Source organism: Leadbetterella byssophila DSM 17132 (genome assembly GCF_000166395.1).
In the GTDB taxonomy this organism is placed as follows: Bacteria; Bacteroidota; Bacteroidia; order Cytophagales; family Spirosomataceae; genus Leadbetterella; species Leadbetterella byssophila.
Genome location: NC_014655.1, coordinates 2,994,969 through 3,018,773, shown reverse-complemented (window position 1 = coordinate 3,018,773; position 23,805 = coordinate 2,994,969). Strand labels below are relative to the sequence as shown.

The window sequence follows — 23,805 nt, the reverse complement described above, 5'->3', positions numbered from 1 at the left end:
AAAAGTGTAAAATGAAAATACTCTTCGTTTTAATGTTAGCATCATTAAGCTTACAAGCTCAAAGAGCCCGTGAAATGGGAATCAAAATTGGTGTTTTAACTCCGGGAAAGCAAAATGCCATCACAGACGTGAAAGGAGTTAAAGTGGGCCATACTACCCTGCATGAGGGAGATAGGATTCATACCGGGGTAACCGCCATACTTCCTCATGAAGATAATATATTTCAAAATAAGGTCCCTGCCGGTATATATATAGGGAACGGGTTTGGCAAATTGACAGGGATTAGCCAGGTCAAAGAACTTGGTAATCTAGAAACGCCTATCATTCTGACGAATACCATGTCTGTTCCTACGGCGGCAGATGCGCTAATTGATTATACACTTAGTCAAAAGGGAAATGAAAGAGTGAAGTCTGTGAATTTTCTTGTAGGAGAAACAAATGATGGGTACTTAAACGATATTTCTGCTAGAGTAATCACAAAGCAGCATGTATTAGATGCCATTAAAAATGCCAAGTCAGGACCTGTTGAGGAAGGGAATGTAGGAGCGGGCTCCGGCACAGTTTGCTTCGGCTGGAAAGGAGGAATAGGAACCTCCTCCCGGGTTTTACCTGAAAAATCCGGCGGCTATACGGTAGGTGTTTTGGTACAAAGTAACTACGGAGGGGTATTGGAGATAAACGGTGTTCCCGTAGGTAAGAATTTAGGTAAACATTTTTTACATGATCAATTAAATGACCCTGCAGACGGTTCCTGTATGATGATAGTGGCCACAGATGCTCCATTAAGCTCCAGAAACTTGGAAAGATTAGCTAAAAGGGCGATGTTAGGATTAGCGAAGACAGGTGGTATTGCTTCTAATGGCAGTGGAGATTATGTGATAGCATTTTCTACGGCAGAGGAAGTTAGAATAAAACCCGGAAGCAAGTATTACACGAGCACAGAGCTTCATAATGATGACACCTCTCCGCTCTTCCTTGCCACTATTGAAGCCACGGAGGAGGCGTTACTTAATTCTCTTTTTATGGCTCAAACTTTAAAGGGAGTCTCCGGCACAGTTGAAGCCCTGCCAATTGATGAAGTACGGAAGATGATATCAAAAAAATAAGCCTCTTTCGAGGCCTATTTTTTTATGCTGCGTCTTTTCTGATCTCGTAAAGACTGGAATGTTCGAATTTTGATTTGGCATAATCAAGGGTTACAAGGAACTCTTTTATGCTCTTATCTGAAGGTAATTCAAACATGGCATCCGTGAGGATGGATTCGCAGATGGAGCGTAAGCCTCTAGCGCCCAAGTTGAATTTAACTGCCTGATCAACGATGTAGTCTAAAGCAGCTTCTTCAAATTCAAGGCTGATATTTTCCATTTGGAAAAGCTTTTTATACTGCTTAACCAAAGCATTCTGAGGTTCAGTCAAAATTCTCTTCAAAGTACTTCTATCTAGTGGATTCAGATAGGTTAGAAGAGGTAAACGACCGATTAGCTCCGGAATCAAACCAAATGATTTCAAATCCTGCTGAGTTACATATCTCATCAAACTTTCGTCTGATTGAAGATTAACACCTTTGCCTTCTTGTCTAAAGCCTATTGGTGAAGTATTGATACGTTTAGCAATATGACGGGCAATACCGTCAAAAGCACCACCACAGATAAACAGGATGTTTTCCGTATTCACCTGTACCAATTGCTGGTCAGGATGCTTTCTACCTCCCTGCGGTGGAACGCCCACTATAGAACCTTCTAATAGTTTCAAAAGTCCTTGTTGGACACCCTCCCCACTTACATCACGGGTGATAGATGGATTATCTGACTTTCTGGCAATTTTGTCAATCTCATCAATGTATACGATCCCTCTTTGAGCCTGTTCTACATTGTAATCAGCAGCTTGTAAGAGACGAGTCAAGATACTTTCAATATCTTCTCCTACATAACCGGCTTCAGTAAGCACAGTTGCGTCAGCGATGGCAAAAGGCACCTCTAACATTTTTGCTATAGTTCTAGCCAAATAAGTCTTACCTGTTCCTGTTTCACCTACCATGATGATATTTGATTTCTCAATGTTCACATCATCACCGGTGGAAGGCTGCATTAGTCGCTTATAATGATTATAAACGGCCACTGTCAGGACTTTTTTTGCTTCATCTTGCCCAATGATGAAGCGATCCAGATATTTCTTTAGCTCCTGAGGAGGTTTCAGATCGAATTTTGGGGTACCGCCTTTATCCCTTTTTTTAGGTTTAGTAACGTCTACACCATAGATCTCCCTTTGGATCATTTCATGGCCCTGCTCTATACAATTATTGCAGATATTGCCGCTTTGACCCGTAAGGAGGATTTCTACTTCGTTCTTACTTCTACCGCAGAACGAGCAATTTTCTTCTTTACTTTTTCCCATCTCTTAGTTTTTATCGCGATAGAGCACTTCATCGATTAGGCCATAAGCTTTCGCTTCTTCAGCTTTCATCCAGTAGTCTCTGTCGGAATCTCTTTCAATTTCTTCAAAGGTTTTACCCGTATGCTGAGCTAGAATTTCGTAAAGCTCTTTTCTAAGTTCAATGATTTGTTTCACGGTGATCTCCATGTCTCTGGACTGTCCTTGAGCTCCGCCACTTGGTTGGTGAATCATCACACGAGCATGAGGAAGAGCCGTTCTTTTTCCGGCTGCACCACCGGCAAGTAACACTGCGCCCATTGAGGCAGCAAGAGAAGTACAGATAGTAGCCACTTCCGGCCTTACATACTGCATAGTATCATACATTCCAAGACCTGCGTAAACAGATCCACCTGGACTGTTCAGATACATAAGGATATCTTTTTTAGCATCAACTGACTCTAGGAAAAGCAATTGAGCTACCACAATATTCGCTACTTGATCATCTATTCCTGTCCCAACAAAGATGATTCTGTCCATGATCAAACGGGAAAACACGTCGATAGCGGCGAAACGCATAGGACGCTCCTCAATGATGTTCGGAGTCATGTTAGTGACATTATGTTTTACATAATCATCAAAGGTTAGACCCGAAATTCCGGCATGATGTACCGCATATTTTCTAAATTCTTCTCCGAAGTTCATAATATGTTTTGATTATTTATAGAAAACAATGGAAATCAGGGTAAAAGTTCAAAGCCTAAAAATACAAAAATCGGGCAGGGAAAAACCGCTGCCCGACTCGAGTCCGTCACGTAAGTTTAATTTTTATAGGAAGCCGAAGCAAGTTCATTGAACTTCTCTACGGATACGCTTTCTTTGTTTCTTTGAACTTTCTCTTTAAGGAAATTCAACACCTTTCTTCCGAATGCTCTTTCGAAGTATTTACGAGTGTTTTCCTTGTTGGTTCCGTCCAATTGTTTCTTCGCCATATTGTCTATGAACTCTTCCATTCCGTCAAATCCGGCTTGACCACCGAAGTATCCACGAATTTCAGATTTCACTTCTTCTACAACGTCATTGTATTCCACTTTGATCTCATGATCTTTAGCTACTTCAGCACGGATGAAATCTAATTTGATTCCTCTCAAGATAGCAGGAAATTCTCTTTCCAAGTCTTCAGCAGTAGCTTTACCTTGGTTAACTTCTAAAAGATATTCTTTCAAGAATTCTTCAGGAAGTTCTATAGTTACGCTATCAAGAAGAGCTTTTTCAACTTCAAAATCAAATAAGAAATCTGATTCACGGTTGTAGTTTTCGCTAATGATAGCGCGAACTTGTTCTACAAATTCTTTCTCATCCTTCGCCTTATCAGCACCTAACACTTTATCAAAGAATTCTTGATTAAGTTCTGCAGGTTCTACGCGAGAGATTCTCTCTACTACAAACGTGAATTCACCTTGCAATTGTTCAGCCTCTTCGTCAGATTTACCTGTGGCAAAACCTAATTCACGAGCGGTTTCAAAGATGGATTGGATATCAAATTTGATAGTATCTTCTTTTTTCAAACCAATGAACTGAGCTTTAGCATCAGCTTTTACTTTGTCAGTAGGAATTCCAGACTGGAAGAAGAATTCTGTAGATTCTTGAGAAAGTTTACCAAAGATGATATCTCCTTCAGCAGAAACTTCTGGTTCTTTATCCACTCCAAAGCGCTTCTTAAGGTCTTCGATGGAGTTTTGAACTTGCTCTTCAGAAGGCTCGATTTCGTATTGAGTGATAGCAGGAATGCTATTCACGTCTACTGTAAATGCAGATGCGAAACCTAAAGTATATTCAAAAGTGAAATCTTTTTGCTTATGCCAGTCAATTTGGAAAGAATCTTCAGTTGGCTTAGGCTCACCAACGATGTTCAATTTTTCCTCTTTGATTACATTATTAACAGCGTCACTTGCTATTCTGATTACTTCATCTACCAATATGCTTTTTCCATACAGGTTTTTGATGTAAGGAATAGGCACATGTCCTGGTCTAAAGCCTTTCACCTGCGCAGTTTTTGCGTATTCTCTGATCTTCTTCTCTACGGAAGGCTTATAATCCGCTTCGCTAACCTCCACCTTAAGATTTCCTAGGGTAGAAGACACTTTATCGAATTTTGTCTGCATTTAACTGAGGTTTTAAAATTTAAAAACCCCTCAACCGAGCCGGTTGAAGGGTCAGAAGTACGGGCGGAGGGAATCGAACCCCCACGCCTTGCGGCACTAGATCCTAAGTCTAGCACGTCTACCAGTTCCGCCACGCCCGCAGTAAATCATTGTTTCGGGCTGCAAAGGTAGCAGCTAATTTTTAAATGCAAAAGAATCTGCAAAAAATTTTTAAGTTTTTTTTGAGATAGATTTTCCGTGTAACTTTGGCCACCAATGTAAATATATGAGTTTTCTTAAGAAGCTGGCCGGCGATGCCGTTTTATACGGAATGAGTACTATAGTAGGTAGGCTACTGAACTGGCTGATGGTGGCCCTTTACACTAGAGTATTCGAAAACAGGGAGTTATTAGCAGAAAATGGCTTATTCTATGCCTTGGTAGTTCCTTTAAATATCATCTATACATTCGGCTTAGAGACCGCTTTCTTTCGCTTTGCTTCTAAGAAGGAAAATCAACAGAAGTATTTCAACTTAATCTTAACTTTCATCATTCTCTTTGGCGCCACGCTATCCGGTCTGATTATTTTCTTTTCCGAGGAAATTGCGGTAGCGCTAAATTTCCCGGATGCAAGCCATCTGGTTATACTTTTTGCAGTCATCCTTTGGGTGGATGCAGTATGTGCCATTGCTTTTGTGAAATTAAGGGCAAATCAACAAGCGAAGACCTTCGTGGCTATCAAGCTAGCGAACATCTTTTTGACCATAGGAGCAACACTATTTTTCATTTTCTTTTGTCAAGGTGTGTTAAGTGGAAAGTTTTTAACGGATCAGGCCTACTGGGTGAAAAATTTCTATTCCGTAGAAGATGGTCCAGATTATATCATCTTTGCTAACTACATTGCCAGTTTACTGACTCTACTCCTGCTTTGGAAACAGTTTGTTGGATTTAAAATGCAATGGAACCAAACAGAATTGAAGAAGATACTGGAGTATGCCTGGCCTTTGATGATCATGGGTCTGGCAGGATCTATCAATTTAGTAGCTGACCGACTTTTATTCCGAAAATTCCTCCCTCCCGGATTCTACCCTCAGTTTCCGTCAGTAGACGAGGCTTTTGGATTATACGCTAATGTTTACAAGCTTTCCATCTTCATGACCCTGGTGGTTCAGGCGTATAGATATGCTGCAGAGCCATTATTCTTTTCAAAAGTAGGAGACAAGAACTCTCCGGGGATGATTGCCTTGAGTACCAAATGGTTTACTATAGCCTGTATCGTCATTTGGATAGGGGTAAGTGTTAACTTGAACATCATTGCACTAATCTTGGGAGAGAACTACAGATATGGCCTAGAGGTGGTGCCGGTGTTACTGTTGGCCAATTTATTTATCGGCCTGTATGGAAACTTGTCCATATGGTTCAAATTAAGTGATCAAACCCAATATGGGTCTTATATTACCATAGGAACCATGTGCGTAACTGTGGCATTAAACATTCTTTTGATACCTGTTTACGGATTTATGGGCTGTGCCATAGCCTTTGCCTTGTCTTCTCTGATGATGGTGGGGGCTTGCTATATATTAGGACAAAAGCACTATCCCATTCCGTATGAAACGGGGAGAGTGCTTTTGTATTTGGCAATAGCTGCCGGTATAATTATCCTGTATTCTTTTAGGGACGCAAAAGCTTCCGTGGGGAATTTTGTTTTGCAATGCGGCATTTGCCTAGTGTTCCTCGCATTTGTTATTGTAATGGAACGAAAGAGCGTATCTTCTGGGCAGTAGCTGCTAATTCTTCCTGACTCACCTTTAATTTGTTTGTAAAATCCATATCAGACATGGAGTTCATAGGAATCAAATGGATATGTACGTGTGGCACCTCTAATCCCACAACGGCTAAACCTACTCGAAGACATGGTACTGCTTTTCTAATGGCCGGTTCAATTGACCTGGCAAATTCAAACAAACGGGTATAAGTATCTGCATCTAGATCAAAGAGATAGTCTACCTCCTTCTTAGGGATTACTAATGTATGCCCCTCATGACAAGGGAAAACGTCTAAGAAAGCTAAGAACTCATCGTTTTCCGCAATCTTATGTGCAGGGATTTCTCCTGCTACGATTTTACTAAAAATGCTGGCCATTATTTGATCTTATCTTTAAATACCTTCTCAAATTTTTCCAATTTAGGTTTTACTACCATTTGGCAATAGGGATTTTGGTCACCTTTCACTCTAAAATAATCTTGATGATAGTTTTCTGCAGCGAAATAATTATTCAAAGGTTCCAAAGAGGTCACAATCTTATCTGAATAGTATCCTGAAGCATCTAATTCTTTGATGATCTCTTCGGAGATTTTCTTCTCTTCCTCGTTTCTGTAGAAAATGGCAGATCTATACTGAGTACCTACATCATTTCCTTGTCTATTTAAGGTAGTGGGATCATGTGTTTTAAAGAAAACTTCCAACAATCCTGTAAATGTGATCACGTTTGGATCATACCAAATTTTTATTACTTCTGCATGACCGGTGGTCCCAGAGCATACTTGTTCGTAAGTAGGATTGATGACCGTTCCACCTGCATAGCCGGATTCAACGTGATCTACTCCTTTCAATTGTTTAAACATGGCTTCTGTACACCAGAAACACCCTCCTGCCAAAACGGCTTCTTGTAAGTTACTCATATCCTTATGTTTTTTCTGCGAACAAGCCGCGTTTCCTGTAAGCAAAATTATCCAAAATAATAGCGTCCACTTTCTCATGACTCAGAATAATTTATCGGTAAGCAAATTTTGTTGATCCCGTTCATAGAAATATTGGTGAACATTAAGAGTAGGCAAATCTTTAGTTTCTACTTTCACATATTCCCCATTTTCTAATAATTCATAAGCGTTGTAATTGTCTTCCAGATTTGCTTTGAGAATATGGGTCAGTTGGGCGGACAATTGTTCATTAGTTACTTGGAATAGAGACTCTATCCTCTTATCAAAACTTCTCACCATTAGGTCAGCACTACCCACAAAAACTTCGGGCTCACCGGCATTATGGAAATAAAGTATGCGTGCATGCTCCAAGTAATTTCCAACTATTGACCTAACCTTTATATTCTCACTTAAACCTGCTCTTCCCGGGCGTAGACAACAAATACCTCGTATAATAAGATTCACTTTTACCCCTGCTTGAGATGCGGCATATAATGCCTCTATCACATCTTTATCTTCCAAAGAGTTTATCTTCAAGCATATACCGGCGGTCTTACCTTTTTTATGATTGTCAATCTCCCTTTGAATCATCCTTAAGATCGCATTTCGCATATCTTTAGGTGAAGTGATTAAGTGGTTATATGATTTCGGTTGGGAGTGTCCGGTAATGGCATTGAAAAACTCTGCAATATCGTGAGTATAGGCCTCATTTGCTGTTAAAAGGCTTACATCAGTATAGTACCTTGAGGTATCTTCATTGTAATTACCGCTGGACATATGTGCATACTGAACTACTCTGCTGCCTTCTTTCCTTACTATTAGCATAAGTTTGGTGTGCGTTTTTAGCCAACCTATACCATAGATCACAAAGCAACCTGCCTTTCTGAGTTTTTCTGCTTCTCTAATATTGTTTTCTTCGTCAAATCTAGCCTTGATTTCAAATAGGGCAGAAACGTGCTTGCCGTTTTCTGCAGCCCTTAAAAGTGCGGCAGTGATTCTAGAATTTTTAGCTAATCTATAAATTGTAAGTTTGATTGATAGTACATTTGGATCCTCTGCAGCCCGCTCAATCAAATGCAAAACCGGCTCAAAACTATTATAAGGATGATGAAGTAGGATATCATGTTCTTTGATGTTCTCAAAGATTGAAATATCCTTATTATAGTTAGTAGGCGGAATGGTACTTGGTGATTTCGGCAAGTAAGATCTGAAATCCTCGTGATTTACTATCTGCATCAGACGAGTATAATCCATCAGATCATTATTGATTTGGATGTTATACTTATCGATATCCCATTTCTTTTTAAGGATATCCATCATGTACGTAGACGGTGAACTTTCAATGACCATGAATACTACCCTACCTGCTTGACGACCGCGGATTTTTTCTTTCATTTCATTGACAAAATCCTCATCTAATTCATCATCTTCAAATTCAAAATCACCATTTCTGATGATTCGGAAAAGGTCCACACTTTCGATTTTTACATTCTTGTAAACCTTAGTCAGATTATGCTTTACTACATCCTCAATGGGTAGAAATAGTACCATTCCTTCATCTTCTATTTCGAAGAATTTGGGCAGGTTTGAAGGAATCTGAACAAAGGAAAGTTTTCTGTTATCGTCAGAATCCGGATTTACATTGTGATCTACAGAAACTACACCTAAAATTAAGTTTTTTGGAAGTAGTATTGGAAATGTATGGGTATGATCATAAACCATAGGAGTTAACATAGGATACACCATTTGGTCAAAAAACTCATTGACCAATTGTCTATGATCCTTCCGTAATTCAGAATATTCTACGATTTTAAACTCATTTGCCTCAAACAAAGGCTTAAGCTCTTCCCTAAATAGTCTATTTCTCTCATCAGAAAATTTCTTGATATGATTTAGTAAAACTTTACGGAAGGCCGTTTCACGTAATCCGGAATAATCCAATCTTGGTTTACCAAAATCAAGGTAATTATATAGACTTCCTACCCTCACCGTTAAGAATTCGTCTAGGTTTGATCCGGTGATGGCCAAGAATTTGAATTTCTGAAAAATATTAAGATCCGGATTTCTCACTTGATCCAAAACTCTTTCATTGAATTTCAGCCAACTTAAATCCCTGGAAATAAAGTCGGATCTTTCAATATCGCTATCGGACTTTTGGTCTCTTATGGACGGGTTATAATCGTATTCACTTTTCCCCATCTCAAAGTTGAGCAAGTCTTTAAAAAATGAGGCTACGCCTTCCGTTACACTTCCCATATCTAGATCTACTTTAAGCGGTCAATTTACCGCTATTCCTGAATAGTATTAACGAGCAGATATTAAATTATTACTAATTATAGCCCAAAACCCTCCACTTTCAATATTAAAACATTGAATTTTTTATTACTATCGCTTTTTTTATAAACACTGTTTATTAAATTTGACCCATTAACTAAAATCACATGGGAATATCTGATAGAAAAGAGAGAGAGAAGGAGGAGATGCGTAGAAGGATATTGGACTCTGCAAAGAAGCTATTCTTGGAAATGGGTTATGAAAAAACCAGTATTCGGGGAATAGCAGATGACATAGAATATAGTCCTGCTACGATCTACCTATATTTCAAGGACAAGAACGAACTACTTTATGTACTTCATCAAGAGGCATTTGTGGAATTTGGAAAAACCTTTGAAAAGGTAGCCCATTTAGAGACGGCCTTTGAGAAGTTAATCCAGCTAGGGTATGAGTACCTCAACTTTGCATTTTCAAATCCAGAATTGTATGAGCTCATGTTCTTACTCACTGCTCCAATGGAGACTTTGGAAATAAGAGATGATGTTTGGGAAGAAGGTAAGAATGTGTACTTCGCACTAGAAAATCTTGTAGCCCAGTGCCAGGAAGAAGGCCATTTTAAGAATGCGAATGTCCCCGAGCTATCCATGATGATCTGGGCTACTGTTCATGGATTAGTCACTCTTCAACTTCGCAAAAGATGCGGTATGTTTTCAGAAGAAGAAAAAGAATCTCGTATTCAAGGCGGCCTAAACAGTCTTATTCAAGTTTTAAAAGCCTATTAATATGCGACTTACAACGTTCATTCTTATATTCATAGGGGGAATAGCCAATGCTCAATCACCTGTTTTGGATCAGTATATCCATCAGGGTCTAGAGAGTAATTTAGCACTCCGGCAGCAACAGATGGAAATAGAGAAGTCTATCAAAGCCATTGAGATAGCTAAAACTCATTTTTTTCCGCAGGTCAACTTTGCCCCCACCTATTCCGTAGCATTTGGAGGGCGAAAGATTGACATCCCAATAGGTGATCTTCTTAACCCGGTGTACAGCACCTTAAATGCCTTAACAGGAACTTCCGTTTTTCCGCAAGTAGAGAATACAAGTGAGCAAATGGCTCCCATGAACTTTCACGACACCAAGTTGGAAATCAAGGTTCCTCTTTTCAATAGTGATATAAAATATAATGTGCAGTTGCAAAAACAATTACTACTGACAGAGGAGGCAAAGAAAAAGTATTTACAACTAGAACTAAAAGCTAATATTGAATCAGCTTATTATCAATATCTCCAAGCACTAGAAGCCATTAGGATCTTTGCATACGCAGAAAATTTAGCGAAGGAGAACGTTCTATTAAATCAAAAACTACTTCAACACGAGGAAGTACTTATAGACGCTAAACTCACTGCGGAGTATGAATTAAGTAAGGTGCAGATCCAGAAAAAAGAAGCGGAAAAAAATGCCAAAGTAGCCAAGGCCTATTTCAATTTCCTTCTCAATAGAAACTTAGAAGAAAACATTGAAGCAGACAGTGCCTTCTTTTCTCAGCCTCCGCTTCTAAAGCCCATTTCCTATTTCCAAGAGAATGCTCTATTAAGCAGACCTGAATTTGAACAGTTGCAAACCGGTTTAGCTGCACAGCAGACGTTAGTGAGCATGAATGAAAAAAATGCTCTACTACCTACACTTTTCCTTGGAGTAAATACCGGCTTTCAAGGATTTGGCTACACCTTTCGAAATCAAGCATATATGGTGGGGCAAGTAGGAATGACTTGGAACTTGTATAATGCCGGGCAAAAGAAACTTAAAATTCAACAGTCAAGAATAGGAGCTTTACAATGGAATAGCAAACTGGAAGAAGCGAAAAAACAAATTGAAATGCAGATCTATAAAGCCTACCATGATGCCGTACAAAGTCAAGAGGCTTTGCAAAGTAAAACCTTAGATTTAAACAGAACGAAAAAGGTCCATGATCTTGTTCAATCCCGATATAAAAACGGAGCAGCCTTAACTATAGAAATCACAAAAGCCCAAAATGACCTTACAGCAGCACAGTTGAGTTACACTATAGAAAAATTAAGCACCTGGATAAAATACAGCGAACTTAAAAAGGCCTCTGGCTACTAATAGATATGAAAAAGATTAGCTTATTACTCTTAATTTTTACAGCTTGCCAAAACCCCGACAAGCAAAAAACAGAAGACAAAGTTCTACAAGCGGTAAAAGTGGCACAGGTAGCCCAGCTCACTTTCCATGAAAACATCCAATCCACCGGAATGCTAAGTTCAAAGAATGAAATTAAGTTAGCATTCAAAACCGGAGGTGTGATCAAAAGATGTCATGTAGAAGAAGGTCAGTATGTTAAGGCCGGCCAACTACTAGCAGAATTGGATTTATCAGAAATTGACGCTCAGGTAAATCAAGCCCAAATAGGTTATGAAAAAGCCAAAAGAGATTTTGAACGTGTAGAGAAATTATTCCAAGACCAAGCCGCTACAAGAACCTTGTTAAATGATGCTAAAAGTGGTTTGGACATAGCTCAACAAACTTTAGATGCTGCAAAATTTAATTTAAAACTATCCAAAATCTATGCTCCGGTTTCTGGCAGAATTCTGATGAAACTTGCCGAACAGGGTGAATTAATAGCTCCACTCCACCCTATGTTCATCATGGGCAGTGGAGAACAAGCCTATACTGTCAAAGTAGGCCTAACAGATAGAGATCTTGTTAAAGTGGCTCCTAGAGATCCTGCAGAAATCAGACTTGATGCATATCCTGAAGAAGTATTTACAGGGAAGGTCCGACAAATAGCACAAATGATCACTCCAACTACCGGAACATACGAAGTGGAGATTGATCTAGCTCCTGTAAATAAAAGACTTGTTTCCGGTTTTGTAGCTCGAGTAAACATCAAGACGAAGAACATGACGGAAACACTGGCTATACCGGTAGAAGCCCTTGTGAATGCTCAAGCGGATAAAGCAGACGTATACCTAGTTAATAATGGGAAAGCCGAAAGGAGACAAATCCAAATAGGTAAACTATATGGAAATAGTGTGGCAATAAAGGGAGGGTTGAAACTAGGTGAGACCATTATCACCCATGGAAGCGGTTTTGTATCAAACGGAGACTCAGTTTTAGTGCCATGAGAATTACCAGCTTTTCTGTAAAAAATCATCAGTTTACGGTCATCATATTTATTATGATTATGGCCATAGGGATAAGCTCCCTGATGAAGATGCCAAAGGCAGAAGACCCTGCTATGCGGGCTACCTTTAATAATATCATTGTGGTATATCCCGGTACTAGTCCAGAGGATATGGAGGAACTAGTGGTAGACCCTATAGAAGAGAAATTAGCCTCTTTAGGTGAAATCAAAAAAATAGTTTCTCATGCGGCAAATGGAGTGGCCAGTGTAGTGGTAGAATTTGATTTCAAGGCTGATGAAAAAGAAAAAAATAATGAAGTCCTACGAGAAGTAAATGCCCTGAGAAACAAATTACCTCAGGATATTTATTCCATAGATGTGGTCAAAGTAACTCCGGAAACGGTTAACATTATACAAGTAGGTCTACTATCTGAGTCTGCATCCTATTATGAACTAGACCAGCAAGCTAAAGCACTTAAGGATGAACTTAAGAAGATTAAGGGAATCAAGGATATTGACATTCATGCCGTTCCTAAAAGACAGGTAAGAATAGACTTGAACACAGAAAGGATGGCAAGTTTTAAGATTCCTTTAGCTCAAGTTATGAACCTAATCCAGTCGGAAAACTTGAACATTCCTGCAGGATCTATTGAAGTTGGGGAAAGGAGAATCAATGTGAAGACTTCTGGAAGTTATAGCCATCTAGAGGAAATAGGCAGAACTATAGTTAGTACCACCGGACAAAACTTGACCTATCTGAAAGATATAGCTGACATCTACTTTGATTATGAAGAAAATCATTATTTAGCCCGACTTAATGGTAAGCGTGCTATTTTCCTTACAGCAAGTCAAAAATACGGAACCAATATTTTTGAAATTGATAGTAAGATCAGTCCGATCATTGAGGACTTCGAAAAGAAGCTACCAGCGAATATTCAATTAGAGAAGAGTTTTGACCAGGCTAAAAGTGTATCCAAGAGATTAAAGGGCCTTGGCAGAGATTTCGGAATAGCCATACTGTTAGTACTGATCACCTTAATCCCCTTAGGGATCAGAGCATCCGTGATCGTAATGATCTCCATACCCCTTTCACTCGCTATTGGTTTAGCGGGTATAGATTTATTGGGATATTCCATCAATCAATTGTCAGTGGTAGGTCTCATCATCTCACTGGGCTTATTGGTGGATGACTCCATAGTGGTAGTTGAAAACATAGCGCGTTATCTACGTGAGGGCTATTCCAGAAAAGACGCAGCCATTGAAGGAACCAAACAGATTTCCATGGCGGTTCTAGGATGTACAGCTACCTTAATTCTCGCCTTTCTTCCATTAACCTTCTTACCAGAGGCTTCAGGAGATTTTATCCGAAGCTTACCAATGGCCGTGATCATGACGGTACTAGCATCCTTATTTATCTCTTTGACCATAGTACCATTTCTAGCAAGCATTCTGATGCCGAAAGAAGAGAAGGAGGAGGGTAACAGAGTTTTACAGTTGATGAACCGCGTGATTGACGGATCATATCAAAAGATTCTGCACTGGTCATTACTTAATCCTATCAAAACATTAGGCATAGCCATTTTACTGTTTGTGGGTAGCATCTTGCTAATACCTGTGATAGGAATTACAGTGTTTCCAAAATCTGAGAAGCCTCAATTTCTCATTAATATTGAAACTCCATTAGGAACTTCCATTGCCCAAACGGATTCTGCCGTACGATACACGGAAAGTCTATTAGCCGAGAGTTCACTTGTGAAGAACTATGCAGCAAATGTGGGGAAAGATAATCCTAGGATCTATTATAATATAGTTCCAAAGGGAGGGACAGCCACTAATTATGGGCAAATCTTTGTACAGTTGCATGAGGGCACCTCCGTGCCCGTTCGCACTCAGTTCATTAATGAGTTAAGAGAAAAACTCAACAAATACCCAGGTGCCAGAATTAAGGCCTTGGAATTTGAGCAAGGTGCTCCTGTTGAAGCCCCATTGACCACCCGTATATATGGGGAAAACCTGGACACATTGAAAACTTTAGCTGAGCAGGTAGAGTCTCTCTATAAGCAAACGGAAGGGACCATCTACGTGAATAATCCCATTAGCAATAGAACTACAGATCTAAGGGTAAAAATAAACAAAGAAAAAGCGGGTTTATTCGGCATACCTACATTTGAAATCGACAGGCATATCCGTATGGCGATATCAGGCTTCCCTATTGGAAACTTTAGAGACGAAAATGGGGAAAACAATGAGCTTTTACTAAGTCTTCCAAGAAATGGAGCGGTTAGTGCAGATGTCTTTGACAGGATTTTTGTACCGGCTGGAAACGGAGCACAGATCCCACTCAGTCAATTAGCTACTTTGGAATTTGAAAGCTCGTCTAATAGGATACAGCACTATAATCAAGCTCGCTTTACTTCCGTTTCCTCCTTTGTGAAAGAAGGCTACACTACGGCTGAGACCCTTCAGAAGTTTAAATCCAAAATAGAAGAGCTGAAGTTTCCAAAAGGTTATTCCTATCAATTGGCAGGAGAGGAAGAACAAAAGGCGGAAACATTTGGAGGATTGGGAACCATCATCATCATCACCATATTTGGAATATTGGCGGTACTGATTTTAGAATTCAAAACCTTCAAGTCCTCATTTATAGTCTTGTCTGTAATTCCACTAGGGGTTATTGGCGCGGTGGGGATACTGTTCCTAACGGGAAACACCATGTCCTTTACAGCAGTGGTAGGGATCATTGCTTTGGCAGGTATAGAAGTAAAGAACTCCATACTGCTGGTGGATTATACTAACTACCTGAGAAAAGAGGAGGGATTGAGTATTGACGAAGCCATTGAGAAAGCGGGTAAAACCAGATTTATACCGATAGTATTAACCACTCTCACGGCCATTGGGGGGTTGATGCCTTTGGTATTAGAACATTCTCCTCTGTATTCTCCTTTGGCATTAGTAATCATAGGAGGCTTAATATCTTCTCTGGTATTAACAAGGATAGTAACACCTGTGATGTACAAATTACTTCCACCTAAAATAGAATAGGAGGCTTAGCCTCCTATTCACTCCTCTTTGGCTAATTTCTGTTGTAAAATATAGCTTCGATTGCTGGATTGTTGATTTTACCCAACTTTGCCATTTTTTGTTGGAGTTTTGCGAAGTCGGTTAAATTAATTTGTACACTTTCAAGCCAGTTTTCCATTCTCACACGATTGAGTAAATCTCCTGTGGTAATTCTTTTTCTTTTTGCGTTTTTGTACCATTTAGTTCCTGGAAGTTGCTGCGATTTTTTTTCGTTTGATTTGTGAGCTGCCAGTAAGATCATTGCGTAACATGCTGATATAAATTGGGGCACTTTCTCGACAGCTGTTTTCTCACGCACTTGTGCCTGTCCGCAGCCGATCAATGTTTTTTGATCACGAAAGCCTACCTCTATTTCCCACCTTCTAATATAAGCCTGTACAAGTAATTGGATATCTATATGCTGGGAGGTAGAAATTAGATAGGCAGGGTTTCGGTAAAGTAATTTGGAGCTTTTTGTAAGTCGGTAACTAACTGGACGAATAATGACTAGCATCAGGTTTCGCTCCCCGGATTTCCTCCACCTAACATTTTTTAGTGTTTTCACCTCAAAGACTCGTTTTTTACCTGCTGCCCATGCTTCTATCTTTTGGTATGGTATTTCTGGACTTTGCCGTATTTGTTCTGGTGTAGGTAACTCTCTTCCAAAATAAGGTTTTCTTCCCCTTTGATTTATTTTTACTTCGGCAGGAGAAAATAGCTTTGCATCTTTTCTTATTCTCCCTATTAATTCCACTCCGGCTGGCAGCTTTTTTATTACCGTTTCGTTGGTGTAACTACCATCAACACTTAACACCACTTTCTTATTAGAAAAACCGTCCGCATTTAAATCTTCTCTCAGAGAGAGGATACGCTGCAGACCTACTGCACTCATCTTCTCTTTCTTGTGTTGTTGCAAAAAAGTAGCTGTGGTTTGCTCGTCAGCGCCTTTAGTAGGCTTTTTTACTGGTGGACAATGGGTAAAGTCAACAGGAATTGCTCGAGAAGGCCCAAACACTCCCTTTTCTAGTAGCGATAAAGACACTTGAATAAAACGCTGCCCCCACACAAAATTACTGCTAAATGGCGGACCAAGTGGATCACGCATCCAACCCGTTCCGAAGATTTTCTTTCCTCGTTTACGTAGTAATGTATCGTCCATATGAGCATAAATATAAGGATGCTCCCAACCGTTAGTAAGTACTACTTCTTTGCGTATACAGCCAAATATCTTGCTCATATTCATTCGGCTGCCCTTAAAAAGGCGATAGGTAGCCGACCAGTCCAAGAACTGAGCACCACTGGCCGTTACCATTCCCGTAATAGTACATCGGCCAACACACGATAAAACACCTAAAGCAAGAGTCCGAGCTCGCTCAAAGGTTCTAAGTTGATTAAACGCTGGTAAGCACTTTTCAAATAATTCCCGAAAAGAACAAATTAGACCTTCCTTGGGAGTTTTTTTTTAAGCTCTTTTACAGAGTCGTCACTACGCTGTAGAACCAAACGTTGATGATCGTCAATCACCCATTCCACCACTTCTCCTTGCTGGAACTCTATGGCTTGCGCAACAGCAGCAGGAAAATTTACGTACCACTGCTCACTCTTGGCTCTCTTAATTAATTGAATTTTCGTCGGATATCCCATGTCTAGTCGTGTAACTAGATATAAATCTCACAAAAAAATGCGACAAATCAAAATCTGACGCACTTTTTTTTTAATATCTAGTAAATAACCAAACTCAAGAGAATAGGAGGCTTAGCCTCCTATTCAAAAATTCCATTAGCTTCTGTAAATATCAGAGGTTGATCTTCCGTCACCATCAAGGTATGTTCATGTTGAGCCATAAATCCTCCTTTATTACCCACCATGGTCCAGCCGTCATTTAATTCAACGGCGATAGTGGAATGGGTAGCGATAAAGGTTTCTATAGCTACTACGGAGTGTTTACGAAATCTTCTTTGATCATCTTTCTGTTTGTAATTCATCAATTCATCAGGCTGCTCATGTAAGCTTCTACCTACACCATGTCCTCCCAGATTTCGAATGACTTTATAACCGTATCTCTTAGCTTCCATCTCCATAAAATGACCGATATCCGCTATCCTCACCCCGCCTTTGATTTTCTTAATGGTTTTTTGAAGAATTTCTTTGGAGGCATTCACTAAGGCTTGGTGCCCATGGATATCTTCTCCTAAAACAAAGGAGCATCCATTATCTGCCCAAAAACCGTTTAGTTCTGCGGAAACGTCAATATTGATCAGTTCACCTTCAGTTAAAATTCTCTCTTTTGATGGAATTCCATGGCAGAACTCACCTCCAGTACTGATGCAGGCGTATCCCGGGAAACCGTAGGTCAGTTTAGGTGCTGATTTTGCACCTAATTTCTCCATAATTTGTGCACCATACTGATCTAATTCGTAGGTACTCATGCCCACTTGGGCATATTTTCTCATTTCACTCAAGGTGTAGGCTACTGCATGGCCTACTGCTTTCATCCCCTCTAATTCAGACTCTTCAGAAATAGACATAATTATTTAGGCTATAAACCCTTTATTTTCACCGCAAATTTAATTATTTTTGATCTAAATGCCTTTATGTTGGCAAGTAAACCCATCAAATGAACATGATTCTATACTTCTTCTTAACATCATTGCTTTTCTCTCCTTCAGGATTTACGAAAAAGCCCATCTGGGCAGATGAGTTCAATTATGAAGGTTTGCCAGATCCTAAAAAGTGGTCGTACGATGTAGGGAATGGCAATAATGGCTGGGGAAATCAAGAGTTGCAATATTACACGAATGCCAGGAAAGAGAATGCCTTTGTCTCTAATGGCACACTTAAAATAAGAGCGATTAAAGAATCATATGAAGGCCAGGAATACACTTCAGCAAGGTTAGTCAGTAAGAAAAAAGGAGATTTTAAATATGGTAGGTTTGAAGTCCGTGCCAAAGTACCTACCGGTAGGGGCACCTGGCCTGCGGTATGGATGCTTCCTACGGATTGGGAATATGGCGGATGGCCAAGTTCGGGGGAAATTGACATACTAGAACATGTGGGCTATGATCCGGACGTGGTTCATATCAGTGTACACACTAAGGCTTACCACCATTCCATTGGAACTCAGAAGACTGCAAGTCGAAAGCTTCCAGGAGCTACTAACTCCTTCCATCTGTACCGTGTAGATTGGACACCTACCTATATCAAAGGGTTTGTTGACGATGTAGAACTCTTCCACTTCGACAATGAAGGTGAGGACAAGAATGCCTGGCCATTTGACCAGAAATTCCATTGGCTGATCAATTTGGCCGTAGGTGGAATGTGGGGCGGCCAAAAGGGCATAGATGAAGCTGCCTTTCCTGCTGAATTTGAGGTGGATTATGTCCGCGTATATGGGTGGAAGAAATAAATACATCACTAATTTATGACATCAAAGAGCAACTTATATGCCTGGATTCTAGGCATTTCATCCCTATTAATTTTCGCATTAGCAACCCTGAATGGAGGATATGCGAATGATGACCATTTCACTGTAATTGAGCTCATTGCAAGATTCGGAGAGCTCCCGAGGTCAACACAATGCTGGCAATGCTATCATCCTAAATTATATCATTTGATGGTAGCAACCTTTTGGAATCTGTTTGGTATTGAGAGCGATTGGGCCAAACATATCAGTGCACAAATGTTCAGCGCCGTATTTGGGGTGGGGAGTTTATTCCTCATGATGAAATTCATTCGTACCTTACCCTTTGCTGAATACCTTAAACTTTTGGTATTTGCCTTTATTGCATTTAATCCCAGATTTATAGCTATTTCCGGACAAGCTACAAATGACGCTTTTATTATATTCTTAGGAACTCTTAATCTATACGCATTACTGCAAGTCTACAGAAAACCTAACCTCTTGTATTCAGCATTGATCATTGTTAGTTTGGTTTTAGGCTCCATGGCTAAACTAAACTTTGGGGTATATTTTATAGGGTCTGTAATAGCTCTGGTTTTGTTAAGTATTCTACGGAAAAATTACAGCTTATCACTGCGAAACGGGTATTTAGGTACTGTAGTAATTGGTATACTATTCAGTGCTACTACCTTCTTCTTTTTCAATGGATACGCCCGGGATTATAGAGAGTCAGGCAAACTATTTACCTACAACACTCCTACTTACGAATTACCTCATCTTTATTTACCGGAGAATACCTATATACCGGGAATACTATCTGTATATTCCGGCTTCTTCAAGTTCCACTATATTGACCTCATTAAAAATCCACATTTATCTTATACGGGGAAAATCAGACAGAAGCATATGCATTCGCATTTTTCTCAGGTATATGGAAGGTTTTATTTTTTAGGTTTTGACAATTGGCCTCATGAATGGAGAACGGATAACCGATTTATCACCTTCATAGGAAAAGTTTCCTTGGCTGTAGGTATAGTACCTACCTTGATCCTGTTCATAGGTATCTTATTGGGGATTAGGCAGCTATTTAGAGACCCGTGGTCAGAAAACCCCATGTGGATTTATGCTCTTTATATAGCCGGATATATTGGATTTGGCGTATTGTTCTCTTTGATTGGCAGAACCTTTGTGTTCATGAAGGCCATCTACATATTCCCTGGGTTACTGGCGACTATCGTGCCTTTTTTGACAGGAAATTATTGGATATCCAAATGGATCCCTCAAAAGCTTATAATAGGATTTTATATCACGCTCTTTGTACTCTACCTCATTCCAGTAATACATCTTCTGGGACAATTAGCCCAGAAGATGTAAGAAGGATCAATTGCGGAGATTAAGCATAAATCCGTTGTCGTTCTTGCCTGAAATAAAGGTATTGTTATTTCCATATGGACTGACTCCTTTCTGCGCCCAAACTCTTTCCGTTTCTGCACGGTAAAGTTCTAACATCTTAGGTTGAGAAAGAGCTTCTTTTGTTTTGGCTTCAAGTAAAGCAGCTTCGTAGTCTCCTTGAGCACGAGCTACTTTCTCCTTGTTTTCGGCAACAGCCCTTTTAGCTCTATATTCAAATTCTTCCGCTTCTTGGATAGCTTTGGTCTTTCCTTCGATAGACTTTTGCAAAGATTCCGGAGGAAGGATGTTCGTTCTCAATTGAGTAACTTCGAAATACTTACCTACCCTTTTGTTTACTTCCAAAGAAATTTGCTGCTCGAAAGCCTCCCTGTGGTTGAAAATGGAGTCCACGGCAAAACGGTTTGAAACATCATTGACTCCACCCAGTATGGCAGTTTCTAACCAGGTAGTTTCTACAGCTTTCAAACCTCCTTGTTTAAAGGTTTGACGGAGCTCAATGAATAACTGATCTGCATTTTCTGGTTTAACTTTGTAATTAAAAGTTGGTTTGATTTTGCAGGAGAATCCACCTTTTACAATAACCCCTAATGTCTCATAATGGACATTTTTTTGGTCGGTCTCTATTTCATAAACCCTTTCAAAGAATTTATTGTAGATCTGAAAACCAGAAACTAATTTGACAGATCCTATACCTCTTTTATCACCGATCAAAGATTCTTTTAAGCCTACTGCACCTGCATTTATTCTTACCAGATCATAGGGCTGAACCAGGATAGCTATAAATGCTAAAACCGTCAAGACCATGAGTTTATAATTGACGTGCAGGTATTTGTTTCCATTTTCATACACTCTCCATTCAAAAACCTTAAAGCGGGTGGAAAAATGAAACAGCAGAATAATGGCAAAAAGTAAAAGGATTAAGATGAATGTAAACATAGTTTTATAGTGTTAGATTATTGAAATTCACAATCTTATTATATAATTAAGTTACGCATAATTTTTGATAAATCCAAGAGAAGTAGGAGGAACGGATATAATGTTACACCAACGGTAATTAGCTTAACAATCTTTTGAAAAACTTTAAAGTGTATTGCAGATTTTACTGAAAAAGATCCTCATGACTAAATAAGTATTGTAATACTTAATGATATGCCAAAGATTTGGATAGAAAGTTTTTAAATATAGCCCAAAACATAACTTTGAACTTTTTCCGTTATTTTTTGGACTTCAAAATAATGTTTTACATAAATAATTCATTCATTTTTGAGACGTTGTTTAATTCTTTACAGTAAACTATGGCACAAAAGACGCTTTTCGACAAGGTTTGGGATAAGCATGTGGTCAAACACATAGAAGACGGACCAGACGTTCTGTTCATTGACAGACATTTTATTCATGAGGTGACGAGCCCTGTAGCCTTTTTAGGACTAGAAAGCAGGGGGATTGGAGTAATGTACCCTGATAGAACCTTTGCTACCGCAGATCATAACACTCCTACTATTAATCAGCACCTACCGGTATCTGATCCATTGTCCGCTAATCAGTTGAAAGCACTGGAAAGCAATACGGCGAAGTACGGCATTTCTCACTGGGGATTGGGACACAACAAGAACGGAATTGTCCACGTGGTAGGACCGGAAAACGGAATCACTTTACCAGGGATGACCATTGTTTGTGGAGACTCTCACACTTCTACTCACGGAGCTTTTGGCTGTATAGCTTTTGGTATTGGTACTTCTGAGGTGGAAATGGTATTGGCTTCACAATGTATCATGCAGCCAAAGCCTAAGAAACTGAGGATTACTATTAATGGTAAGCTAGGAAAAGGAGTTACTCCTAAAGACGTAGTGTTATATATTATCTCTCAAATTTCTGCTTCAGGTGCTACAGGATACTTTGCAGAATATGCAGGAGAGGTATTTGAGAACATGAGCATGGAAGGACGTATGACCGTCTGTAATATGTCCATTGAGATGGGTGCCAGAGGGGGTATGATTGCCCCTGACGAAACTACTTTTGCTTGGTTAAAAGGAAGAGAAAAGGCTCCAAAAGGTGCAGATTGGGACAAATATGTGGAAGAATGGAAACAGTTGAAAACTGATGAAGATGCCGTTTTTGACCTGGAATTGAATTACAATGCTGAAGACATTGAACCGCAGATTACCTATGGTACTAACCCTGGTTTAGGTATTGGCATTACTAAGCCTATTCCGCATGCATCTGAAGTTAAAGATGGAGAAGCGAGTTATAAGAAGGCCTTAGGTTATATGGGCTTCGAGGAAGGACAAGTACTACTTGGCCAACCTGTAGACTATGTGTTTCTAGGATCTTGTACCAATGGTAGAATTGAAGATTTCCGTGCCTTTGCTTCAGTAGTTAAAGGACGCAAGAAAGCGGAAAATATCACCGCTTGGTTAGTACCGGGCTCTCATACTGTATTGAATCAGATCAAGGAAGAAGGTATATACGATATCTTAACGGACGCGGGATTTGATTTAAGACAGCCGGGCTGTTCAGCTTGTTTAGCAATGAATGATGATAAGATACCAGCCGGTAAATTAGCGGTGTCTACATCAAATAGAAACTTTGAAGGCCGTCAAGGTCCTAATGCACGTACTTTATTGGCTTCACCACTAGTGGCAGCGGCAGCGGCCGTTTCCGGAGTTGTGGCAGACCCTAGAGAACTTTTATAATTTTATTCAAATCATGGCATACGATAGTTTTAATATTTTGACTTCCTCATGTGTACCTCTTCCTTTAGAGAATGTGGACACAGATCAGATCATACCTGCTAGATTCCTGAAAGCTACGAAAAGAGAGGGATTTGGTGACAATCTTTTCAGAGACTGGAGATATCATTCAGACGGTACCCCTAAAGAAGATTTTGTCTTAAACAATCCAACCTATTCCGGAAAGATCTTAGTAGCCGGCAGAAACTTTGGTTCAGGATCAAGTAGAGAACATGCCGCATGGGCCATATATGATTATGGTTTCAGATGCGTAATCTCCAGTTTCTTTGCTGATATTTTCAAAGGAAATTCCTTAAACATAGGAATACTACCTGTTACAGTAAGTCCTGAATTTTTGGACAAGATCTTCCGTGCCATTGAATCAGATCCAAGTACAGAGGTAGAAGTTAATTTACCTGAGCAAAAGGTAACTTTACTAGTAACGGGAGAAAGTGAGAGTTTCCAAATCAATGGATATAAGAAGAACAACCTTCTAAACGGGTATGATGATATAGATTATCTACTTTCCTTAAAGTCTGAGATTAGCGAGTTCGAAAAAACCAGAATCTAAG

At 39.6% G+C, this 23,805-nt stretch carries 20 protein-coding genes and 1 tRNA gene; 10 read left to right on the top strand and 11 right to left on the bottom strand.

The window, feature by feature from the left end; genetic code table 11:
* Nucleotides 1-11 precede the first annotated feature (11 nt).
* Entirely contained in the window at nt 12-1,106 is a 1,095-nt protein-coding gene (locus tag LBYS_RS13455; protein ID WP_013409394.1) for a P1 family peptidase, read from the top strand.
* Nucleotides 1,107-1,128: 22 nt separating this feature from the next.
* Here LBYS_RS13455 and clpX read toward each other — a convergent pair whose 3' ends face one another.
* The 4 genes from clpX to LBYS_RS13435 form a co-directional block, all read right to left on the bottom strand.
* Nucleotides 1,129-2,394: an ATP-dependent Clp protease ATP-binding subunit ClpX gene (clpX, locus tag LBYS_RS13450; protein WP_013409393.1), complete on the bottom strand. Its 1,266-nt coding sequence runs from the start codon at nt 2,392-2,394 to the stop codon at nt 1,129-1,131.
* A 3-nt stretch (nt 2,395-2,397) separates the two neighbouring features.
* Entirely contained in the window at nt 2,398-3,075 is a 678-nt protein-coding gene (locus LBYS_RS13445) for a ClpP family protease (RefSeq protein ID WP_013409392.1), read from the bottom strand.
* A 116-nt stretch (nt 3,076-3,191) separates the two neighbouring features.
* Nucleotides 3,192-4,535 (bottom strand): trigger factor, encoded by a 1,344-nt coding sequence (locus LBYS_RS13440; protein ID WP_013409391.1) that lies wholly within the window; start codon nt 4,533-4,535, stop codon nt 3,192-3,194.
* 58 nt (nt 4,536-4,593) lie between these two features.
* Nucleotides 4,594-4,675 (bottom strand) — tRNA-Leu (locus LBYS_RS13435).
* 125 nt (nt 4,676-4,800) lie between these two features.
* Between LBYS_RS13435 and LBYS_RS13430 the strand changes: the two genes are divergently transcribed.
* Nucleotides 4,801-6,297, top strand: coding sequence for a lipopolysaccharide biosynthesis protein (locus LBYS_RS13430; RefSeq protein WP_013409390.1), 1,497 nt, complete (start codon nt 4,801-4,803; stop codon nt 6,295-6,297).
* On the opposite strand, the gene LBYS_RS13425 is transcribed toward LBYS_RS13430, so the two are convergent.
* Genes LBYS_RS13425 through ppk1 form a run of 3 tightly spaced genes read right to left on the bottom strand, consistent with a single transcriptional unit; the run spans nt 6,257 to nt 9,468 of the window.
* Entirely contained in the window at nt 6,257-6,655 is a 399-nt protein-coding gene (locus LBYS_RS13425) for an HIT family protein (RefSeq protein ID WP_013409389.1), read from the bottom strand. The two genes, LBYS_RS13430 and LBYS_RS13425, sit on opposite strands and share 41 nt — an antisense overlap.
* Complete coding sequence (gene msrA, locus LBYS_RS13420; protein WP_013409388.1) at nt 6,655-7,272, bottom strand: peptide-methionine (S)-S-oxide reductase MsrA; 618 nt, start codon at nt 7,270-7,272, stop codon at nt 6,655-6,657. Before msrA ends, LBYS_RS13425 begins: the two co-directional genes overlap by 1 nt.
* A 3-nt stretch (nt 7,273-7,275) precedes the next feature.
* Nucleotides 7,276-9,468 (bottom strand): polyphosphate kinase 1, encoded by a 2,193-nt coding sequence (gene ppk1, locus LBYS_RS13415; protein ID WP_013409387.1) that lies wholly within the window; start codon nt 9,466-9,468, stop codon nt 7,276-7,278.
* A 185-nt stretch (nt 9,469-9,653) separates the two neighbouring features.
* Here ppk1 and LBYS_RS13410 point away from each other — a divergent pair, with 185 nt between their 5' ends.
* The 4 genes from LBYS_RS13410 to LBYS_RS13395 are packed head-to-tail and all read left to right on the top strand — an operon-like array spanning nt 9,654 to nt 15,673.
* Nucleotides 9,654-10,268, top strand: a complete 615-nt coding sequence (locus tag LBYS_RS13410) for a TetR/AcrR family transcriptional regulator (protein WP_013409386.1) — start codon at nt 9,654-9,656, stop codon at nt 10,266-10,268.
* Between the two features lies 1 nt (nt 10,269).
* The gene (locus LBYS_RS13405; protein ID WP_013409385.1) at nt 10,270-11,610 is read left to right on the top strand and encodes a TolC family protein; all 1,341 of its coding nucleotides are present in this window, start codon (nt 10,270-10,272) and stop codon (nt 11,608-11,610) included.
* Between the two features lie 5 nt (nt 11,611-11,615).
* On the top strand, nt 11,616-12,632 hold the full coding sequence (locus LBYS_RS13400; protein ID WP_013409384.1) for an efflux RND transporter periplasmic adaptor subunit: 1,017 nt from the start codon (nt 11,616-11,618) through the stop codon (nt 12,630-12,632).
* Entirely contained in the window at nt 12,629-15,673 is a 3,045-nt protein-coding gene (locus tag LBYS_RS13395) for an efflux RND transporter permease subunit (RefSeq protein WP_013409383.1), read from the top strand. The genes LBYS_RS13400 and LBYS_RS13395 overlap by 4 nt, the downstream gene beginning before the upstream one ends.
* Before the next feature lie 31 nt (nt 15,674-15,704).
* Here LBYS_RS13395 and LBYS_RS13390 read toward each other — a convergent pair whose 3' ends face one another.
* From LBYS_RS13390 to map, 3 genes are all read right to left on the bottom strand, one after another.
* On the bottom strand, nt 15,705-17,129 hold the full coding sequence (locus LBYS_RS13390) for an IS701 family transposase (protein WP_083794560.1): 1,425 nt from the start codon (nt 17,127-17,129) through the stop codon (nt 15,705-15,707).
* Nucleotides 17,129-17,335 carry a hypothetical protein gene (locus LBYS_RS13385; protein ID WP_013408218.1) on the bottom strand — a complete coding sequence of 69 codons (207 nt, stop codon included), beginning with the start codon at nt 17,333-17,335 and terminating at the stop codon, nt 17,129-17,131. Before LBYS_RS13385 ends, LBYS_RS13390 begins: the two co-directional genes overlap by 1 nt.
* A 119-nt stretch (nt 17,336-17,454) precedes the next feature.
* Nucleotides 17,455-18,219: a type I methionyl aminopeptidase gene (gene map, locus LBYS_RS13380; RefSeq protein ID WP_013409382.1), complete on the bottom strand. Its 765-nt coding sequence runs from the start codon at nt 18,217-18,219 to the stop codon at nt 17,455-17,457.
* Nucleotides 18,220-18,308: 89 nt separating this feature from the next.
* Here map and LBYS_RS13375 point away from each other — a divergent pair, with 89 nt between their 5' ends.
* Both LBYS_RS13375 and LBYS_RS13370 read left to right on the top strand, forming a co-directional pair.
* Nucleotides 18,309-19,097: a glycoside hydrolase family 16 protein gene (locus LBYS_RS13375; RefSeq protein WP_229310421.1), complete on the top strand. Its 789-nt coding sequence runs from the start codon at nt 18,309-18,311 to the stop codon at nt 19,095-19,097.
* Between the two features lie 15 nt (nt 19,098-19,112).
* Nucleotides 19,113-20,465, top strand: a complete 1,353-nt coding sequence (locus LBYS_RS13370; protein WP_013409380.1) for an ArnT family glycosyltransferase — start codon at nt 19,113-19,115, stop codon at nt 20,463-20,465.
* 6 nt (nt 20,466-20,471) lie between these two features.
* Here LBYS_RS13370 and LBYS_RS13365 read toward each other — a convergent pair whose 3' ends face one another.
* Nucleotides 20,472-21,440, bottom strand: coding sequence for an SPFH domain-containing protein (locus LBYS_RS13365; protein WP_013409379.1), 969 nt, complete (start codon nt 21,438-21,440; stop codon nt 20,472-20,474).
* A 359-nt stretch (nt 21,441-21,799) separates the two neighbouring features.
* Between LBYS_RS13365 and leuC the strand changes: the two genes are divergently transcribed.
* Complete coding sequence (gene leuC / locus LBYS_RS13360; protein ID WP_013409378.1) at nt 21,800-23,197, top strand: 3-isopropylmalate dehydratase large subunit; 1,398 nt, start codon at nt 21,800-21,802, stop codon at nt 23,195-23,197.
* Nucleotides 23,198-23,210: 13 nt separating this feature from the next.
* Nucleotides 23,211-23,804, top strand: coding sequence for a 3-isopropylmalate dehydratase small subunit (leuD, locus tag LBYS_RS13355; RefSeq protein WP_013409377.1), 594 nt, complete (start codon nt 23,211-23,213; stop codon nt 23,802-23,804).
* The last annotated feature ends 1 nt before the right edge of the window (nt 23,805 follow it).

Bases quoted from the DNA above. Each gene is read 5' to 3' on its own strand.
- LBYS_RS13455 (WP_013409394.1), top strand. From the start codon at position 12: ATGAAAATACTCTTCGTTTTAATGTTAGCATCATTAAGCTTACAAGCT.
- clpX (WP_013409393.1), bottom strand. From the start codon at position 2,394: ATGGGAAAAAGTAAAGAAGAAAATTGCTCGTTCTGCGGTAGAAGTAAG.
- LBYS_RS13445 (WP_013409392.1), bottom strand. From the start codon at position 3,075: ATGAACTTCGGAGAAGAATTTAGAAAATATGCGGTACATCATGCCGGA.
- LBYS_RS13440 (WP_013409391.1), bottom strand. From the start codon at position 4,535: ATGCAGACAAAATTCGATAAAGTGTCTTCTACCCTAGGAAATCTTAAG.
- LBYS_RS13430 (WP_013409390.1), top strand. From the start codon at position 4,801: ATGAGTTTTCTTAAGAAGCTGGCCGGCGATGCCGTTTTATACGGAATG.
- LBYS_RS13425 (WP_013409389.1), bottom strand. From the start codon at position 6,655: ATGGCCAGCATTTTTAGTAAAATCGTAGCAGGAGAAATCCCTGCACAT.
- msrA (WP_013409388.1), bottom strand. From the start codon at position 7,272: ATGAGAAAGTGGACGCTATTATTTTGGATAATTTTGCTTACAGGAAAC.
- ppk1 (WP_013409387.1), bottom strand. From the start codon at position 9,468: ATGGGAAGTGTAACGGAAGGCGTAGCCTCATTTTTTAAAGACTTGCTC.
- LBYS_RS13410 (WP_013409386.1), top strand. From the start codon at position 9,654: ATGGGAATATCTGATAGAAAAGAGAGAGAGAAGGAGGAGATGCGTAGA.
- LBYS_RS13405 (WP_013409385.1), top strand. From the start codon at position 10,270: ATGCGACTTACAACGTTCATTCTTATATTCATAGGGGGAATAGCCAAT.
- LBYS_RS13400 (WP_013409384.1), top strand. From the start codon at position 11,616: ATGAAAAAGATTAGCTTATTACTCTTAATTTTTACAGCTTGCCAAAAC.
- LBYS_RS13395 (WP_013409383.1), top strand. From the start codon at position 12,629: ATGAGAATTACCAGCTTTTCTGTAAAAAATCATCAGTTTACGGTCATC.
- LBYS_RS13385 (WP_013408218.1), bottom strand. From the start codon at position 17,335: ATGGGATATCCGACGAAAATTCAATTAATTAAGAGAGCCAAGAGTGAG.
- map (WP_013409382.1), bottom strand. From the start codon at position 18,219: ATGTCTATTTCTGAAGAGTCTGAATTAGAGGGGATGAAAGCAGTAGGC.
- LBYS_RS13375 (WP_229310421.1), top strand. From the start codon at position 18,309: ATGAACATGATTCTATACTTCTTCTTAACATCATTGCTTTTCTCTCCT.
- LBYS_RS13370 (WP_013409380.1), top strand. From the start codon at position 19,113: ATGACATCAAAGAGCAACTTATATGCCTGGATTCTAGGCATTTCATCC.
- LBYS_RS13365 (WP_013409379.1), bottom strand. From the start codon at position 21,440: ATGTTTACATTCATCTTAATCCTTTTACTTTTTGCCATTATTCTGCTG.
- leuC (WP_013409378.1), top strand. From the start codon at position 21,800: ATGGCACAAAAGACGCTTTTCGACAAGGTTTGGGATAAGCATGTGGTC.
- leuD (WP_013409377.1), top strand. From the start codon at position 23,211: ATGGCATACGATAGTTTTAATATTTTGACTTCCTCATGTGTACCTCTT.